An 18655-nucleotide genomic window follows, 5' to 3' on the forward strand; every position below is an offset into this window, starting at 1 on the left:
TTGCAGGCGCAGCTTTCGAGAAGCTGACAGACCAGAGAGGGCGCCATTTAGTTTCAGCTCTTGACGGAGTCGAATTGAGTCAGTCAGCATGGCGAACAGCCAGCCGGAAGGAAGTCGCGCGAAGCGTCGGATCAAAATCGGTGCTGCCGTTTGCCTCCTGGCATTGGTGTTCGATTGGGCTGCTATTGGATGCCTGAGATTGTTCGGATCGGCACGCCAGGACGCGCCCACCACTTCATTGTGGACGCGTGATCTAAGGCAGACAGCCCGTGCACAGCAAGATGGACGAGCCGGTGCTTGAGGTGGCGAAAGGCGCGTTCGTAGATCGTCTACTTATGCAGAGGCGAGAACTACATTCTCTCGCTCGAGAGGCCTGTGGCGGACCAGCGCAACCGGTTTGGTTTGCTGTTTCCAAGCGGACGACGCTGGATCAAGCCGGTCTAGTCGACGCGCGGGAAGCTAAGCCACTTCCGCAAACCTAACATACGAGGTTGTGATGTCGGAATAGCCATTACAACGTCTTGCGCGTCGTTGCGACAGGCTGCTTTGTACGAGCGCGCTTGTTGTCTGGAATCAGCCAAACGCATCGCGAGCATCACGACTTGGAGGCCGCAATCGGCGGTACTTATCGAGGGAGAAGAGCATATGAAGGTTACTGGCCGAGGACTAACGATCCTGTTGTCCTTGCTTTCGGCCGCGAGCGCGCCGGCAAGAGCCGACGACCCCTCGCCGAAATACACTGAAGTACTCAGAGCCCTCCAAGCGGGGAAGAATGTGAAGCTCATCCTCGATATGACCCACTGTACCAACGCGGATGGTGGCAAACCTGCGTCGGCGACGCAGGCCGGTCTGGTCATCAATGCCTTCAGGGTGACCAGCCAGAGCGGCATCAGCTTCGCCAATGCTCATCAAACGGTCGACAGCTCCGGACATGCCGTGACCGAGTACATCCGCCATAGCCTTAGCCGCGAAGGCAAGCTGACGGTGCGAGCCTCCAAACTTGTCGTCGGGACCACCGAACTCGCGAATCAAGGCGAATTCATCTGCGAAGTGCCGGATGGCGCAAAGTTCATCTGGTAACGAAGAGCACAGAGCAGACGGGCGCTTCGTAGACTTGATCCTCCATCGTGTGGACAGCTTCGCCGGGCATGATACGGATCTTTTCGATCGTCAGGACTGCCAGACTCTTTCTAGCCGTCTTTTCGTCAGGGAAGGATCAAGTTGCCTGAACTTGTTGCTCAGCTAACTCATGAATGTCGCCGATCTCCATTCGATCTTTGAGGTGGAAGATCGGCGGCTCATGCAGTCGTCGTATGGGGCTGAGCCAATACCTCTCGGTTGAACGTCCAGATGATCTCGCTACGTCCACGCGCTGCCCGCGGCCCTCGTGAGAACATCATATTTAAGCGGATCCAGCCAGGACCGGCGTTGTTGACGCTCCCCCTCGCCGGGCAGACGGACCGGAGGATTATAGCATGAACGCTGTTTTCGACTTTTCCAAGCATCGGAAAAGGCAAATCACCCTTTCCGGAGCCTGCGTCATCAGCCTTTTGCTCCTGACTTTTTGTACGGATTCGATGCGCTGGCCGTCCGAAAGTCGTCCAGATTCCCACCCAGAAATAGTACCTCACGCTCTTCGGTTGGGGTAGCACTCACCCATGCCAGATCGGGTTCATCATTTTCGGTTCCATCCTCGAGAATACTGACGATGTCTTCCGCCGTCCAAGTTGTGACCCTCGGCACCGTGTAGGTGTGCAACTCATTCGCGTTTTCCGCGATGACTTTGGCGCCAAACTCCTTGTCGTCGTCCGGCGAAACGAGCAGTAGTGAGGCGTCCTCGGACAGTGACACAAAAGGCGAAGAATTGGTATCGCCCCTCATGTGCTCTGCCGCTGCGCGGCCCAGATCTAGTCGTTGGCCTCCCCAGATATTCCAGGGAGCTTGCTCGTAACGCAAAGCCGCCATGGAACGCAAATGGGCCATCGCGCTTTGACGGTCCAACACATGTGGCCTGCAGTGGCTGGCGTGGTTTTGAAAGCGCTGCAGCTCCGTGTATGACGATGCCAACACGTCGTCGTAAACGCGGTCACTGTCGACGCGATAGGCTGACGATCCAGTCGCTCTTGGCCATTGTGCTGATCTTTGCGCAGCGAGTTCGATGTCTCTTCTGAGTTCCGCAAGGTTAGCGCAAGTCAACGTTGCGGCAAGCTGACCGCGCGTTCTCACGAACGATGCAGCCGCGCACCGTTCGTTCTCAGGGATAGCTTGCGCTTTCTTGTTGCCGTCCGTTACCGTCGGGTTCGATCCAGCCGCGGGTGAAGCTAATGATGCGAGGATTGGCTGAGCCTCTCCAAGCCGATGCTCAAAGTCTGCTTGCGCCGTCTCTTCCTGTTGTGGATCGAGGTTATGCATCCGAGCCTCGGATGGGTTGACGTTGTCAAATGGGGCCATTCCGGTCTCCTTTTGTCGGCCTTCAATATCGTCATGCAAAAGTTGATCAGATCAGGAGCAGGAACTGAGACGGGCGCAGTTTGTATAAGATGCACCGGTCTGGTTCTCGAACGTTCGGTGTTGAGGCGTGCGGCAGGCCCCTGACCGGCAATCCAGCTCATGCTTCTCGTCCAGATATTTGTGTTCGAGTCGGGCTCCAGTCCGGATAAAGATGCTGTTATGCTAGAAAGCCTAGCTGTCGAACAGCTGACCAGACCCAATTGCTTGAAGAAAGCCCGTGGCCATTGCGTCTGTGCCGGCGAGCCTGTTGTTTATTGCGGAGCAGAGTTTTGGCGAGATGGGCCATTGTCGCTCTCCGCTTCATGGCAGTACCGTATGAAAGGTTATGGGGAAGCAGCCCGGGGGAGGGCCCGCTTACCGTAAGCTTGAGCCGCATGGGGCAGCCTGCCTGGACTAGCTTGCATCGGCTCCCCGTGAAGGACTTTGAAAAGCTCTTCAAGAAGCTGCTGGGGATACTAACGCCGGATCATGCCGCGGCCATCGGGCTCTGACCGGGCCGCGTGGCATGAAGATCCATTGTTGGGAATACTGATGCGATGGATCGCGTCGGCGCGCCGAGCGTTAGTCGCAAAACAAGCCACGGGGGTGCGACTTCGATCGGCCCAACTCGTTCTCCCATAGATGGACCCGTCGGCTCGCGGAGCAGGCCTAGCCGATCGCGAGCTTTGGCTAACCAGGAGGCCGGCGATCCGCAAGTGTCGAATTGCAATTGATCGATTGCGTGCCCGTAAGGACTGCGGCTCTTGCCCTCCTGCAACCGAAGTCGGAATTTTTGCTTTCAAGGTGGCGTAGCGACCATAATGCGGTTTCTGTCAGCGGGACCGTGTTTGTCAGAATCAGAACATTCTGCGCCCATGTGGAAATTACGCTGCCGATTTAGCTCGACAATTCCGACTGATGCGGCTGGCACGGTTGTTGCTGCCGATGAGGTAAGGCCAGGCTGAGTGCAGAGCTAGGTGAACGATCACTGTTCCGCCCGCAAGCCGCGGGTCCATTCCGAACAAGAAGAAAGACCTAGAATGTTGCGCATTCGGGTTAATGGAGAGTGATGTGGAGTGTCGAAGAGCTGGCGAAAAGAAACACACTTTCGGACATATCAGCGCTGCCAAACAACGGATCAGGGTTGGTGGGTGTGGTAGACAATTGCACCGATTGGCAGTGGACAGGCATGACAAGAATTCGGCTGACGTGGTCAAGCGTCGGCCGCCGCGGACAGCGACATGATAAGAGTCTCGTCGACACGTCGTGTCACCAAATCCCCGGCGAGTTCGCCACAAAGCCCGCAGCCTGCGTCCATGCCAAGCACAAAGAGGTCCTCGTAATCCTGGCAGTACGGAACTCTCGACATGTCGCAAAGGATCGGCGCTGATAGCGAGTGCACCGTGAATGAAGGGGCAGAGCACTACTCAGATCCGAAAGACAAGCTTTCATCAGATGGCGAGTTCGTTCGGTACTGGAGCCGGGCTGCCGACCGGCTGCTGGCGGTTGCTGCTGTTAGGAGGCGAACCGAGGAGGCAATCAGAAGGACCGGGATTGGCTTGCAGCTATCCTCCGAGAACCTTAGCGGTCATGACCTATCAGATTTCCCGCTGCGACGCTGTACCCTCAATCGCGCGCAGCTCTACGGAACAAAGTTGGATCGAGCAGATCTTTCTGAGGCGAACCTTATCTGTCCGGGGCTAGAGCGGGCAAGTTTCATGGGGGCCAAGCTCGATTTTGCCTATATGCATGCGATGGCAGCGCAGGTCTGCAACTTCGATGATGCCAGTCTGCGCAATGTAATCGATGCAACCGGCAGCCTTTTTCACGGTTGCAGCATGAAAAGAACACGCTTTGACAACGCGATGCTCAGCGGGCTCCTCGTTTACCAGTGCGACGCGAGTGATGCTGTATTCGACGGCGCGGAATTACAGGGCTCAACCATCAATGAATGCTTCCTCCCTTCAGCGTCCTTCCGCTTCGCAAAGCTGAGCCAGGTCACGATCACGAAGGCGCATCTGGCGGATTGCTCGTTCTTTCAGTCGAAGGGAGACTGTTTATCGATCGTGCGTCCCATCTCGATCGATGGTCTCGTCCTAGAGGGCGCTCATCTTCCGTATCTGAGACTCTCAAAGGTGAGCGGGCGGATTCGGGCGAGAGCCCTGAGCGCCCCATTCGCTGATCTTCACCTATCAAATCTTGCGGGAGCGGAGCTGGAACAGGCAGACTTGACCGAGGCGCGGCTTCTGTCCGTAGGCCTGTCCGACGCGAACCTCGTGGGTGCCGTGCTTACCGGTGCATCTATTCACTCCTGTCAGCTGAATGGGGCGGATCTATCTAGCGCATCAGGTGAAAGCATTTCGATAACAGAGAGCACAATGCGAGCGGCCAAATTCACCGGTTTTCGCGGCCGCTGCGCCTTTGTGCGCGACTGCGATCTGGAGCATGCGGACCTATCCCAAGCTTACCTCTACAGGTCGATGATCACCGGTGATCCGCCGCAATCAATGGCATTGAATCACGCAAATTTCGAGGGATCAAATCTCGTTCAGGCATATCTCGCCGCGGATATGACCGAAAGTAACCTGGAGGCAACGCGAGCCGCATACGTTCGCATGAACCAATCGTCCCTGCGCGATGCGAACCTGAGTGGGATATCGCCGTTCCAGGCCAGTTTCGTAAAGGTGGACTTTTCGGGCGCTAAGATAACCACTTTCGAGCCACCATTTTTCGCCGACCGTTGTCGGGGACTGCAGGTCGCTCTGGAGGGGCGGCAGCCGCGCGAACCATCAAGCTATCTGGCTGAATTCTCATCGGTGATCAGACGGGGTCGAGAAGGGTCAACCTGACTGCTTCGGAGCTGCAAGAACAGTGCGCGCGAGCTTTGGACAGTTCGTGCGGTGGTCGAGGTGTGAGAGGGCGTAAAACCTCTTTGGTGCTCGTTGGCGTGCGCGGCCCACGAGACGCTGGGCGGCGCGCCTTCCGAGATCCGAACGCGCCACTATTTTGGCGTTCAAAAAGCGGAGTAAGAAGATGCATCTGACAGGTCTTTCCGCAGGCAAGGCGTTCATCCGGGAGGTCGCGAGAACAGGTCAGACGATTGGAACGGTCCACACTCTCGGCGCCCTGCATCTTGGGCATGCAGAGCTGATTAGAAGAGCGGCATTGGAGAATGATGTCGCGATCGTCACAGTGTACCCGAACAAGATCCAGCTTAGACCAGGTGGGAGCTACGATTTCAATTTGGACGATGATATTGGACTTGCCCTACGTTCAGGAGCAACTGCCGTGATTTCGTCGAGCGACACCGAAATGTTCCCGGTCGGCTATCGAACGTATGTATCGCAAGGTGACTGTGATTTGCGTTTAGGGGGGCCTGAAACTTATTTGAAGGAAGCCGTTACTGGAGCAATCCGCTGGATCTGCTATTCGAGGCCAACTCGCAGTTACTTCGGCCTGAAAGATATAGGTCAGGCGATCCTGGTAAAGCGCGCCGTCGCAGACCTGCTTCTCGATTGCGAGATAAGGTTTGTGCCGACCGTGAGATACAAGAACGGAGTGCCCATTTCGTCGCGCTTGAGGCGATTTAACCGTTCCGAGCTTGATGAGCTGTCCTGTCTCTTCACGGCACTCAACCGTTCAAGAGAAGAGATCGCCCGAGGAGCGTCAAGCGTGAAGGATCTGGTCGCGTCGGCGACATCTCGGATAGAGTTTCGACAGTTTAGACTCGAGTTTGTTCGGATTGTCGACGCTGATAATTTCAAAGATTTAGAGCAGGTCAAGCTCCCATTCTTAATTATTGGGGCTGCAATGGCTCATGGCCTCACGGTTTCCGATAGCATCTATGTTCCAGATCAGGATACGCTCCTAAATGGTGCTCAGGATATCTGGATCGATTTGCCTAAGCAGTCGTAGCGAGTCGATTACTCATAGATCTTCGCCCGAAAAAGTAGACGGGGTTAGGTGGCTCTTAGCTCCATGTCGATTGGGGCGATATATGCGAGCGGAATGAAGCCAAGTTCGGTTGTAGGAGCCCTCAATGAAGGCGAAGTTTCGCGCTGGGCTCGCGCGGTAGCGCTCAGATAGCGATCGGGCAGCGCGATGACGTTCGTCGGCGGCCTCTGTTAGGGCGGCGCAGGACGGTGTCACTGGGAAGAACAGGACCTAGCCGCGGCAGCCGGACCAGCTCCTTCGCCGTCAGGGCAACGACAGCCACTATGTTGACGCCGATGCCGTTCCCGGAAGCGGCGAGGCCAGCGGTGGTGACAGCTCTCAGCGATCCATTGAGTAGATGGAGCCGGAAAGTCAATGCGATCCTTACTGCCCGACATGGTAGGGCTGGCTAGCCGCACTTTGAGATAGTCTGTTCGGGTAGCTTGTCACAGCCAAACGCCACGACAGCTCAAACCGGTGAATCGTAAGTTTGGATCCGTAAGCTCTCGCGAACAAAATCTGCGGAGATGTTATGAACAGGCGATTGGAAATCCATAGAGCGGATGATGGATATATTATCCCGCTCAGCGAGCTGGATGTAAGCGAGGGCAAGCGCTTTCAAGACGACAGCATATGGGGTTGCTTCGAGCGGTTGCGAAGAGAAGATCCCGTTCACTACTGTCAAAATAGCGCTCATGGTCCATATTGGTCAATAACGAAATACCGGGATATCGTAGCGGTCGACACAAACCACCACGCGTTTTCGTCACAGCAAGGTGTCACCATTGTCGAGGTGCCTGATAAGCACTGGACCCCAAGTTTCATCAAGATGGGGCCTCCCCAGCACGCCGAGCAGCGCAACACGGTGAGTCCGATCGTCGGGCCGGAAAGCCTGACGAGGCTCGAAACCTTGATCCGCTCTCGGGTCCGGATGATTCTCGATGGCTTGCCGCGTAATGAAGTCTTCAATTGGGTAACCAAGGTCTCCATAGAGTTGACGACGCAAACGCTCGCCACGCTGTTCGACTTCCCATTTGAGGATCGGCGACTCCTGACCTATTGGTCGGACGCAGCTGTTACAACTCCTAAAGCAGGCTATGCCATCGACAGCTGGGACAAGCGAAGCACCATCTTGTCGGAGTGCCTGGACTATTTCACACGGCTTTGGAACGAGCGCATCAATGCCGAGCCACGCCTCGACCTGATTTCCTTGATGGCGCATTCACCCGTCACACGCCATATGGAGCCAACTGAGTTTCTTGGGAACCTCATTCTACTGATCGTAGGCGGCAATGATACCACGCGCAACTCGATTACCGGCGGCCTCCTGTTCATGAGCCAGTACCCCTCCGAACTGCGGAAACTAACTGACAATCCCAAGTTGATCTCGAGCGCCGTGTCTGAGATCATTCGATACCAGACGCCGATCGCACATATGCGCCGCACTGCTGCTATAGACAGCATCGTTGGGGGAAAACCGATCAGGACAGGCGACAAGGTCGTCATGTGGTACATCTCCGGCAATAGAGACGAAGAGGTCATTGAGAACGCCAACAGTTTCGTGATCGACCGCAAGAATGTGCGGCAACACCTCTCGTTCGGATTCGGAATCCATCGCTGTCTTGGCCGACACCTTGCGGAACTGCAGTTGAGAGTCCTCTGGGAAGAGATTTTGGATGGGGGATTGAAGATCAAGGTCGTCGGCGAACCCGAGCGAATTGCATCTAACTTCGTGCACGGCTATTCCGCTCTCCCCGTGCGGATTGAAGCTTAGGCCATGATCGGGACAGTCTCGACCGCCGGTGTGCGGTGGGTGTGGATTGATGTGAACTATCTTGGCTTCTTCAAACTGCGCAGATGAATGGATAGAAGCGAAGGTTCTGTCGGCAGCTATTTATAACCGGGCAGACGTTGAATCGCCCGTGAAGAACGATACGTGAGGCGAATGCTTGGTGCACGCGACTGTCATTTTTCTATAGCTGTCAGTTTTCTATAAGGGGGCGTCTGGCCTGTTCGCGTCTCAGCTGATGACACCGGAACTGACGCGGTTACTCCAGCAGCATGGAAGCTGCGATAGAAGTCGAACACAAGGCCGCATCTTCTTCCTTGCGCATCCGGATGAATGCTCTTGGTCAGCTAGTCGTCAGCCAGTCGGCCTATCCAGACAGGCTGCGCACCCTCAATTATCCGGAGATGAAGCATGAAAGGCATTGGCCGAGCTGGTCCATCAGAGCTTGAGGCCGCGGGAGCCGAAAGCATTAGGGAATCGAGCCGTTCGAGCCCGGAGTCTGGTCTCTTCCCTGGGGAACGCGATCAGTCCTTCGATGCCGTCGTAGGGCGGATACGGTCTGAGCCTGATGTGAGAGCGGCGACGCTTGCGAACCCGCCGCCAACTTCGGACGTAGCGGCGCCAACGAGGGAGGAGATAAAGGCAGCAAAGCGAGAATTGAGCAGCCTGCTTGAGGAACTTGAAGCTTGCCGCCGAGCGGCCGGGCATGCCCGGAACTTGCCGGAGAGACAAGATCTGATGGATCAGGTCGTCAAAGCAGGCGCAACAGTTCTGGCGTACTACGCCAGTCTGCCACCCGATTTGGCGCGCCGAATTCTGCCAAACGATCGGGCTCGCCGGCTCCGCGATGACACTGTGAGGGAGGCTGACGAATGTAATGAAGTGGCGACCCAGATTATCTACGAGCTGGAGGAGAGCAGAAAGAAAGCACAAGGCGTGCTCGACAGCCTCAAAGACATCGCCTCGCCTGCACAGCTGAGCCGCCTGTTTACAAGCGTTGCGAACCACTATGCAGCATGCATGGAGTTGTGGGGAAAGAAGGTGCTGCGCTGTGAGCGGATGCAGTCAGTCTGTGCCGCTACCGCCCACCTTCCAGGCAGCACGCCCGCCATGCGCACGGCCGAAGATGCCGCACTAAGGCATCATACGGGCTGGGCGCTCTTTACGAAGTGCATGTATCTGCAATCGCGGATCGCTCTCGTGGAGCTTTTAGTCAACTCGCAAGCGAGCACGTTGGAACCAGACGTGCGCGACGCCCTCATGGATGAGAGCGGGAGGGTGCGCCTGCTCGGGGCCTTCATCGGAGATGTTTTTCCGGCGTTCGTCTCGACGGCCCAAGCCGTTCTGTACAGCGATGGAGCGGCGCTCGAAGCGGAGCATCGCGCCGTTCTGGAAGGAGTCATGGAACGACTTTCGGAATTTGCATCGGGGCTGAGCGGCATGCTTGACAGCCTGAGGGGGACTGCAACGGAAACTGACCTTCCGTTGCCGTTGCTGGACCAGATCGTGGAAGCTGCGTGGGTGACGGCGAACGAAGTCATGCGGCTGCTGGCATTGCAGCCAAAGACGCAAGCCACGATTGAACCGCCGGCTTGGGCTGCGCTTCCGGATAATATTGGCCCAGCGGGCGGAGGCAGTCCGGCGCGCAGAACGGGCAAAGCAAGGCCCGCAGCAGCCGCAGGAGAGGGGAGTTCGACGGCCAGCCCCGCCACGCCGCAACTCGCTAGGCCCGATGCGGCGACGGCCCCGGCGGGCAAGGTCATCGTGCTCTCGGATCTCGGTACAAAGAAACTCGCCACTCCGGAGCAGGCACGCGCGTCATCCGCTGCGGCCGATAACCTCCAGATGTGGATGGCTCCGCCATCCAGGAAAGCACTGCCGGGATTACTTGAGCGATTGGACCAGCTGCTGCAGTTCGATCTGCCGGCTCAGCAAAGCGCCGCCTCGCAAGCTCGCCACATGAAGCCCGAGGACGCCGAACACGTGTTGGATGTCGTCATCAAGCGCATGCAGACGCAGTCCTCCGAGATTGAGGCCTGTGTAGCCGCGCTGGAGGAGCCTCGCCGGCGAGGCCTGCTCACGCCTGCGCAAGTGCCTGAAGTGCACGAAAAAATAGTCCGGCTGACAAGGATGTGGTCCGAGGTTCAGGGACAGGCAAGCTCATTGAACGCGCGAAAGGCAGCAATCACAAGCGATTGCACGAAGACCTATGCGTTTCCATCGCAAGAATACCTAGAACAGTTGCGGGAAGCGGGAGAACTGGCGTCAGTGGATCCACCGCACGCCTTGAAGGGAGAGCCGGGGACGCTATTCGAAATCAAGCTGCAGCCCAGGGCGCTGCGCAGCGGTGCGATGCCAAGGCCGATGTGGGTGCACATCCATACCAAGCGCCCGGTAAATGCCTGGCAATTGGCAACGCTGGGCGATCGCGAATTCGCCGCTTGCCACGTCAAGTCCGACGAACAGCGCGGCTACAATCGGCACTGGCAGAGCGCTCGAGCCGCCGAGGGGCACGACAATGTCGTGATCCATCGCGGCAGGCTCACTCCTGTGTTCTGCAAGTCCTTGTTAAGCACCGCCGCTGGCCAGCCGTGGCAGCCCCTCCCCGATCCGGAGCACGCTTCAGCGCAGATGGCTCGACTGGGGATCCGGTGAGGTATCGTCTTGCGGCGGTGAGCCATCCGGTGACAGCGCTCATGCCTCCATCGGCTTGGCGGACTGCCTGAGCAGCGCCGAGCCCCATCAAGCTCTATCTTACAAAAGCATGGAGCCTGGAGAGAACACTCCTTTCGGGAGGGTTATCAGCCCGCAGTCCGGAGGATCGCCAATCGGCGCGCAAGCAAGCTTGCCATTGCGGGGTGTGGCGAACATCGGCGCTCGGATGAGAATGTAGGCCGCTGAGTGTTGCAAGACGGAAAACTTTGTAAAAGAAGGGACTTGAGCTGACAGCGAGTGCTTTGTCGCGGCAGGTGTCCGACAAAGGTTTCATGTGCGACCCCACGCAGCCGGCAACAATTTTTCTCTCGACAGAGCACTTGCGTCACGCAAAGTTTGCATCGGCGTCTTGCCGTAGCACCAGCGCCCCTGATGTGGGCGCACCTCATTGTAGGCAGCGATCCACTCATCGAGATCGCTCTGCAAGGCAGTGATGCTCGGATAGATCTTCTTGCGGAACACGACGCGATAGAACTCCTCGAGCACGGTGCGGTGGAAGCGCTCGACAATGCCGTTGGTCTGTGGGCTCCTCGTCTTGGTGCGGGTGTGATCGATGTCTTCGACGGCGAGGTAGAGCTCATATTCGTGATGCTCCGGATTGCCGCAATACTCGGTGCCGCGGTCGGTCAGGATCCGGTTTAGCGGGATGCCCCGCGCATCGAAAAACGGCACCACGCGATCATTCAACAGTTCGGCCGCCGTGATCGGCGTCTTGCGATCATACAGCTTGGCGAACGCCACCTTACTGTAGGTGTCAATGAAGGTCTGCTGATAGATCCGCCCGACCCCCTTCATGTTGCCGACATAGAAGGTGTCCTGCGCACCGCAATAGCCGGGGCACTCGCTCTCGAACTCGCCGTGCGCCTCCTTCTCGGACTTGGCCCTTTCCAACGCAACGAGCTGGGCCTCGGTCAGCACCAGGCCGTCCTGGGCCATCTTGGCCTCCAGCGCCGTCAGCCGCTTCTTGACGTTGGCGAGGTCGTGACGCAGCCACACCGCCCGCACGCCGAACGGGGAGATCGACAGGCCGCGGCTCCTGAGCTCATTGCTGACCCGCACCTGACCCCAGGCCGGCTGGTCGATCCCCAGCTCAACGACGGCTGCCTCGACCTCCGGCGCGACACGGTTCTTCAGGACCGGTTTCTTGCGGCTGATCTCAATCAGCGCCAGCTCGCCGCCCTTGTCGTACAGTTCCTTGAACCGGTAGAAGCTGTCGCGGCTATAGCCCATCATCCGGCAAGCCTGGCTGACGTTGCCGAGCTGCTTGGCCAATTCCAGCATGCCGACTTTCGCGCGAATGACTTCTGTTCCTGGGTCATGGTAACGTCTCCCTGTGAGACGCCGCGGGCTGCGCGGGAGCGCCCTTTGGGTGAGCGCTCCTGCTCGCCCGCAGCTCCATTCCCTGCCAGTTCAAACCTTGCCGTCAGATTAAGTCGAAACTTCTACAGACCATGACATATTCCATGTCCGGCTCGTCTGAGACCGCATCAAACATGCGCTTCCAGACGCCCGCCTTCGCCCAGTCGCGAAAGCGCGTGTACGCAGTTATCCAGTTGCCGAAGGCGCGCGGAAGATCGCGCCACGGACTGCCCGTGCGGGCAATCCACAGCGCGGCTTCGACAAACAGCTTGCCGCTCCGGCCGGGATCGCCCGGCTTGCCAAGACACAGCGGCTCCATCTTCGCCCATTGGGCGTCAGTCAAAACGAATCGGTCCATCCCAAGCTTGAATCACAACCAAGCCAGGATGAGAATCCTAATAAAAAGCCCAATTCTAACAATCTGCCAAAGTAGTGTTAGGGCGCGGATTCATTAAGGCGCAGCCATAGCCTGACTGACGCGAGTTGAACGAAGGCAAGGTAGTTGTCCTGACATCTGCTCCATTTTTTGATCTTCGCATCCAATGCCGGCGAGCCCGGGTGGATGGTCTCGTTGCTCGATGAGTTGGCCCGACACTTCTCGAGACGCCTACGAAGAAAACGGCCAACGAAACCCTCCTCACCCAGGCAACCCGGAAAGATCCCGAGCCATTCTGATGGCGAGGACACAATGACGCTGGCGCCTGCCATAGGCAATCCGCTCCTCCCGCCCGGGCGGGAGTCGAAAACTCCGGCTGGAAGCCGGGGTTTTCTTTTGTGCTATTATAGGCACCAGCTCTCGTAAACCGCCGCCAGTACAGTGCACCTCACGGCTTGAGCCGAATTGGCTTGGGCTTCGCTCCGTCCAAGGCTCGATCGTAAGCCGCAGGTGTCGGTTGGTCTGCGCTCTGCTCCACCTCAAATGGATTGGTAGAGATCTCACGTCACATGAAGTCTCCATCCGAGTCGGGCTCTGATGAAGGTTCATCATCGCTCGACGCTTTGGAGAGATACATCGAAGAATTGGTTGCGCGCTGCCATTCACCATCCCTATATCTCCACTGTTTGGACTGGGTGGGATCAAGTACCATATCATCGGGATCCACATGAACGAAGCCCAGTTGTTCTGCACGGGCTCTCGCTTCGTCATTGGCAGGACGCCAGTTCACTAGCGGCCGTTCGCCGTCTCGCCCTAGTTGGTGCTCGAGCAGAATATCGCCGGCGTTACCGACGAGCGGATGTGCAACCTGAAAATCCACGATTGATGTGACATCAGTCCGTCCGGGAAACAGTTCTCGCCACCGCTGGCTGGTGAAACCAGTCGCCATAGGAAATCCGGCTTCCGTTCTTTGGAGGCCGACGCTCGTATTTCCTAGTTGATAGCTGTAGCCGTTGTTGCACCTTTACTCGCGTCGGATCATCCCCGAAACGACCCGTGATCGCACCTACCAGGCTTGGTGGGACGGCAAGGGTAATGGGCTGCTGCGGGCAGAACTGCTTGTGGTTGTCGCGTCTGCAATTGCCTGAGAAGAGCTTGGAGCCTGACGAGCTTGCAATGCGTTATGCCGAGAAGACCCCGTCCAATGCCAGGAAATGCCTGACGCACGTGCGAGGAAGAAGCAGCAGCACCGGGCGCGCCGAGGAAACCATGCACGAACTTCAGCCGCAGCTAAGAAAAGCGATTGGGCATGGCGGGCGACACCAAATCGGAACGGTGGGCGAGATCGAGCGGAAACCAGCACACCCATGGCATTCCCCATCCTTCATTCAAAGCTCCTGCATTCTTGAAGAAGCCAGCAATCCTGAGAGTGCGACGAATCTGTACGATATCTGTCTCTTATACACATCTCGTCGGCAGCGTCAGATGTGTATAAGAGACAGATTCGTGAGAGTGCGGCTTTGGGGCCCGATTGATGCGGCCGAACATCTTGTCTGACGAGGCGCACAGGATTGCCTTCGGCTTTTCACCGCCTGACGACCCGTACTTTGCAACGCGCTTGAGGTATAGGTTGGGCGAACGGGGGGCGGACGCCCCGCCGGTCAAGGACCGAGCGGCAGCAGCGCACCTGGCAAGCAGCGGATCAGGTCGGCTTCCGGACAGGCCGCGGCGAACGCAAGGCGAATGCGGCTCGTGGTCTCGACCACACGGGCAGCGATTTTCAAGAGCCGAAGACGCAGCGTCGCGAACTCGGCAGCGGCCAATTCCCGGACTTTGGGAATGGCCTCGCGCACGGTCAGCATCAGCCAATAAGCGGCCGTATGGAGCACGAGACGGACCTGGTTGGCGAGCGCCGAACGGCAGCTGGTGCGGTCGGAGGCGAGCTGTGACTTATGCAGCTTGTCAGATTCTCGGCTTGGCCGCGCGCGCAATACAGGCTGTCGTAGATCCACTCGGCCGAGCCGACATCGAGGCTGGTGACGACGAAACGGATGTCGAGGCCGAGCATCGCCGCCTCAATACGGGCGACAGTGCGCCGTTCGCGATCCCAGGACTTTGCCTTGTGGCGGGTCTCGGTATAGCCACGCAGAACCGGCAGGTTCTCGATGGCGCGTCGGGTGCGGATGTCGTCGGCGACCTCGTCGACTTTTCTGGCGAGAGGCTTGGTGCCGGACAGACCGAAGATGTAGTCGATGCCGTTGGTCTCGCACCACGCCATTGCCTCCGGCCGGGCATAGTGCCCGTCGCCACGGAACGTAATTTGCGTGTTGTGCCATCGCGTGCGGATATGCCGTACCAGGCGGCGCAGATGGGCACGCACCTCGACGCCGCCCGGCGTCTTGCCGGGCCGCAGCACGACGGCCACGGGCCGGCTCTTATCCGTGTCGTAGACGTGGATCGACCGCCATCGAAGGCAGCTGTGACTTTCTTGGCGTGAACGGCTGGAAACGAGGATGGCAGAATCGTATCATCGGTCATGGCGGGCGTGGTTTAAGGTGATGGGGTGGCTTCGCAACCGAATCCTACGCCGCATCAGCGCTTTACACCACGCTCGCCAGCCCTCAGGCGCACTCTTACGAATAAGACGGGCTAGCGCTCCATCTCGCCCATAAGAATTTCATCTGAGACGTATCGTGGATTGGAAATGACAGTCCGCATTTCCGCATTCTTGCCCTCGTCCGCAAACCGGAATCCCTTCTTGTAGAAAAATGCTGAAGCTCCTTCATCTTGAGAGAGAAGGGATAGCTTGGAAAGGCCCGCGGACTGCCTAGTATGATCGGCGACTTCAATCATAGCCGTCCCGACCCCTTTGTACCTCGACCGGCCGAGATTTTCTATGCTGAGAATTCGCAAACTGTTGCGCCCCGGCGCCACGGTCATCGCTCCCACCTTATTGCGTTCATTGGCATCAGTAAACAAAGAAACACTTTGGGCGTTGCCAATATTGCTACTTACTCTGTGTAGGCGGACTGACACACCTGTCCTCTTGTCAAAAGCGGAAGACGCTGGTCCAGCAGCTAAAGCGGCCGTAAAAGCAGCACCATCTGCGCCAGAAGTGCCGGCCAGCGCATCGCGCTGCTGGTCCACACTTTGCCCGTCGGAGGGCCAGTTGTTGTAATTGGTTCTCATCACAACGAGCTACTATTTGGACGAGCTGACAGAAAGCTGACAAAGCCGACGCATGAGCCGGTCCTTTACGAATAAGACGGGCTAGCGTAATGATACTCATCGTAGGATGGAACATGCGACATATTGTTAACTCGATCGTCCATGACGACCACACTCCTATGCCGGTTGCATTGTGTTTCAGGTCGTTAGACCTGACTCCGCAGATAAGCAGCTTAGCTGTCCGTAAGCTGACGCCGAGAAATTAACGGAAAACTAGGTGTTTGGCCCCGGCATTTCTGCAGCGGATTGAGTTTGAATCGTTCCGGCTGGGAAGTTCAATCCTGAATCCAAACAGACCCTAGTCGGGTGCTCCGAGAAATGCATCGACGGAGGTGCGACGAGCATCCGATCATAAGTAGGTCTACAGGTTCCGAGCGGGTAGACGGAGCGATGCGGTGATGGCCGAACTTATCCATTCGGTCGATAGATCTGATCAAGAAAATCAATTTTACCGATTGTAGCGTCGTCATATAGACCGTCACCACGGCTGGGGCTAACCTAGGGAAGCGATCTCCCAATGAAGAAGTCAGTTTTGGTGACGGCGAGCGCCCTCGCACTTGCGACCGCGGCGGTACCTCCATTTGCTGCAGAAGTTGCCGCGCAACCGCTCACCTCCAGCGTGCAGGTAGCCGATACATCGTATCCTCAGTGCGCCGATGACCCATTGAATGGTATCTGCGATCTGTTTTTTTGCTTGACCGATCCCGCGTGCGTGCTGCACTGACGACGGAAAACAATCAAGCAGAGAATGAGGATCGAGCCTCGTGCGGCCGCTGCTCCGTCAGCGGCCGCATCCTTATGCCGTTCGTTTACGCTGGCGGATGGTGCGAGCCGCGCCTTCTTGTTCTCTAAAGATGATCAGAGTCATTGCTCACTCCAGCCGGCGGGTGACGGCAGCCCGATCGCTCAACTGCAGCATCGGCGAACGTTGGGTAAACGGAGAAAGCCGTTTCAGACCGCGACGCTGCCGTTACGGCCGGAACTCCTTCACGATGTCAAGCTGCGCCAGTTTTCAGGATAGATTGCTGTTCGGGCTAGCCCCATACCGTGCTCCTGCTCGATGTTCGCATTTCGGACGTCACAGATGTCATCCTTACCTGTTCGGCTAAGCTACTAGGGCGGCGATCGTGCCGTTACAGATGTTCGTCTATGGTTTCGCTCGAAATTGAGTGGCGCCGTCTCCGGCATCATCACCATGGCAAAGAGCCCGGCCGCGCTCGCGAAAAGCATGTACCAGGCGGGCGCGAGTGCGCTCCCGGTCAAGTAGATCAGCCATGTGACGACCAGTTGAGCTGTGCCTCCGAAAATGCCTATGGCAAAAGCGTAAGTCGTCCCGAAGGCGCCACCACGAATGTTCCTGGGCAAACTCTCGGCCATGCTTACGTAGAAGGCGCTATACGGAACCGTTCCGATAAGGGTGAGCGTGCCGAGGCCTCCTAAAAGTGCGAAGGCGCTGCGGCTCTCTGCAATCCACAAGAATACCGGATAGATCATCAGCAACGCAGCTGCCTGCGGCCATATCATGATGCGCCGGCGGCCTGCGCGGTCGGCGAGCAGGCCGCCCAACAGCGCCGCAGCAATGCCTGCCATATTGCTGATGAGCGTGGCGCCGAAGGCGAGAGGCGCGGATACGTGGAGGGTGTTCAAGGCGTAGGTGGTCATATATCCCGTAACGTAAGTAGTGATCGTGCAGCTGGCCAAGATGACGAATCCCAAGCTCATGATGCGGCGAGCGGCGGGCGATCGCCTTACAGGCCGGGTGACCAGAACCGGCGCCTCCGGGCGGAGAAACGTTTCGGGTAGGACGCTCCGCAGCCAAAGTCCGAACGGCAAAGTAACGGCGCCGAGCAACAGCGCGATCCGCCATCCGTATGCATTGAGCGCCTCACTTGTCATGGTGAGCGAGAGTATTTCTCCAACCAACGCTCCAGCCGTCGCAGCGACCTGTTGGCTCGCGGGCTGAAAGGAGACAGCAAGACCGCGGGCTTTGGCTGGTGCCGCTTCCATCAAGTAGGCTGTCGTTGGACCGACTTCGCCTCCGAGAGCAAAGCCCTGCAGCAAGCGTGCGAAGATGGCTAGCAACGGAGCGGAAAATCCTATTGTCTCGTACGATGGCGTAATGGCCAATAATAGGACCGCGACGCTCATCATAGCAAAGCTGGCGGTCATGGCAGGCCGGCGGCCAACCCGATCCGAATAGGAGCCGAGCACGATGGACCCGATTGGCCTGGTCACAAAACCCGCGCCGAAGGTTCCGAGTGACAGCATGAGGCTGGCGAACTGGTCGGTTGCCGGGAAGAACGCCTGACCGATCTGTATTGCGAAAAAGCTATAGGTGCCGAAGTCGTAGAATTCGAGCATATTGCCGATGGTGGCGCCCAACACCGCCCGGCGCGTTAAGCCTTCGTCTGCCGGACTGGGGACCGGCTCCAGCCTCTCTCGAGTTAATTGCCTCGCCATCCTCAACCTGATCTGGAGCGCGAACCCTGGCCCGAACATTTCCACCAGACACCGGTCGCGCAAAGTTGCAGTCCGCTTGCCCGAACTCGTCCTTCACGGCCATTGCGCCTGTCCACATGTAGCCTGAAGCGCGTCGCTACAAACCTCACGGTAACGTCTGCAATAAGAATGCCTGCCTTTCTGGGCCGATTTGACTTCTGGTCTGATCCCAGGCCTGGCCGGTAAGAGGTAAGCGGAGCTTTTCTCCCATTTGATTGACTGGTTTCGCTTCGGCTTTCGCTCTGCGATCCTTGGCTTGTCAGAGA

Annotated in this window: 13 protein-coding genes and 1 pseudogene; 7 read left to right on the forward strand and 7 right to left on the reverse strand. The window is 57.6% G+C overall.

The features are described 5' to 3' along the window. Both IF809_RS35220 and IF809_RS35225 read left to right on the forward strand, forming a co-directional pair. Positions 1–197, forward strand: a 197-nt coding sequence (locus IF809_RS35220; protein ID WP_462839847.1) for a hypothetical protein, incomplete at its 5' end; no start/stop codon positions are given. Between the two features lie 448 nt (positions 198–645). Next, positions 646–1080, forward strand: a complete 435-nt coding sequence (locus IF809_RS35225; protein WP_011084653.1) for a VirK family protein — start codon at positions 646–648, stop codon at positions 1078–1080. Between the two features lie 462 nt (positions 1081–1542). On the opposite strand, the gene IF809_RS35230 is transcribed toward IF809_RS35225, so the two are convergent. After that, positions 1543–2451 carry a hypothetical protein gene (locus tag IF809_RS35230; protein WP_014497924.1) on the reverse strand — a complete coding sequence of 303 codons (909 nt, stop codon included), beginning with the start codon at positions 2449–2451 and terminating at the stop codon, positions 1543–1545. A gap of 1406 nt (positions 2452–3857) precedes the next feature. Here IF809_RS35230 and IF809_RS35235 point away from each other — a divergent pair. The 4 genes from IF809_RS35235 (at position 3858) to IF809_RS35250 (ending at position 10867) form a co-directional block, all read left to right on the forward strand. Then, entirely contained in the window at positions 3858–5339 is a 1482-nt protein-coding gene (locus IF809_RS35235) for a pentapeptide repeat-containing protein (protein WP_011084657.1), read from the forward strand. Between the two features lie 184 nt (positions 5340–5523). Beyond that, entirely contained in the window at positions 5524–6405 is an 882-nt protein-coding gene (locus tag IF809_RS35240) for a pantoate--beta-alanine ligase (protein WP_011084658.1), read from the forward strand. A 550-nt stretch (positions 6406–6955) separates the two neighbouring features. Continuing rightward, on the forward strand, positions 6956–8197 hold the full coding sequence (locus IF809_RS35245) for a cytochrome P450 (RefSeq protein ID WP_011084659.1): 1242 nt from the start codon (positions 6956–6958) through the stop codon (positions 8195–8197). A 426-nt stretch (positions 8198–8623) separates the two neighbouring features. Then, complete coding sequence (locus IF809_RS35250) at positions 8624–10867, forward strand: hypothetical protein (protein WP_011084660.1); 2244 nt, start codon at positions 8624–8626, stop codon at positions 10865–10867. A 330-nt stretch (positions 10868–11197) separates the two neighbouring features. On the opposite strand, the gene IF809_RS35255 is transcribed toward IF809_RS35250, so the two are convergent. The 5 genes and pseudogenes from IF809_RS35255 to IF809_RS35275 form a co-directional block, all read right to left on the reverse strand. Next, complete coding sequence (locus IF809_RS35255) at positions 11198–12208, reverse strand: IS481 family transposase (RefSeq protein WP_011084661.1); 1011 nt, start codon at positions 12206–12208, stop codon at positions 11198–11200. Between the two features lie 142 nt (positions 12209–12350). Then, a complete protein-coding gene (locus tag IF809_RS35260) occupies positions 12351–12629 on the reverse strand; it encodes a transposase (protein ID WP_259196328.1) in 279 nt (92 codons plus the stop codon). A 598-nt stretch (positions 12630–13227) separates the two neighbouring features. Beyond that, positions 13228–13611: a hypothetical protein gene (locus IF809_RS35265; RefSeq protein WP_011084664.1), complete on the reverse strand. Its 384-nt coding sequence runs from the start codon at positions 13609–13611 to the stop codon at positions 13228–13230. Positions 13612–14323: 712 nt separating this feature from the next. Continuing rightward, a pseudogene (locus IF809_RS35270) lies at positions 14324–15120 on the reverse strand (IS1380 family transposase); the annotation flags it as partial. Positions 15121–15311: 191 nt separating this feature from the next. Next, on the reverse strand, positions 15312–15851 hold the full coding sequence (locus IF809_RS35275; RefSeq protein ID WP_014498653.1) for a GNAT family N-acetyltransferase: 540 nt from the start codon (positions 15849–15851) through the stop codon (positions 15312–15314). A gap of 556 nt (positions 15852–16407) precedes the next feature. Here IF809_RS35275 and IF809_RS35280 point away from each other — a divergent pair. Further along, positions 16408–16614, forward strand: coding sequence for a hypothetical protein (locus IF809_RS35280; protein WP_011084669.1), 207 nt, complete (start codon positions 16408–16410; stop codon positions 16612–16614). A 389-nt stretch (positions 16615–17003) separates the two neighbouring features. Here IF809_RS35280 and IF809_RS35285 read toward each other — a convergent pair whose 3' ends face one another. Further along, on the reverse strand, positions 17004–18350 hold the full coding sequence (locus tag IF809_RS35285) for a citrate-proton symporter (protein ID WP_014497917.1): 1347 nt from the start codon (positions 18348–18350) through the stop codon (positions 17004–17006). Between the last annotated feature and the right edge of the window lie 305 nt (positions 18351–18655).

It is taken from the genome of Bradyrhizobium sp. UFLA06-24 (genome assembly GCF_054967145.1).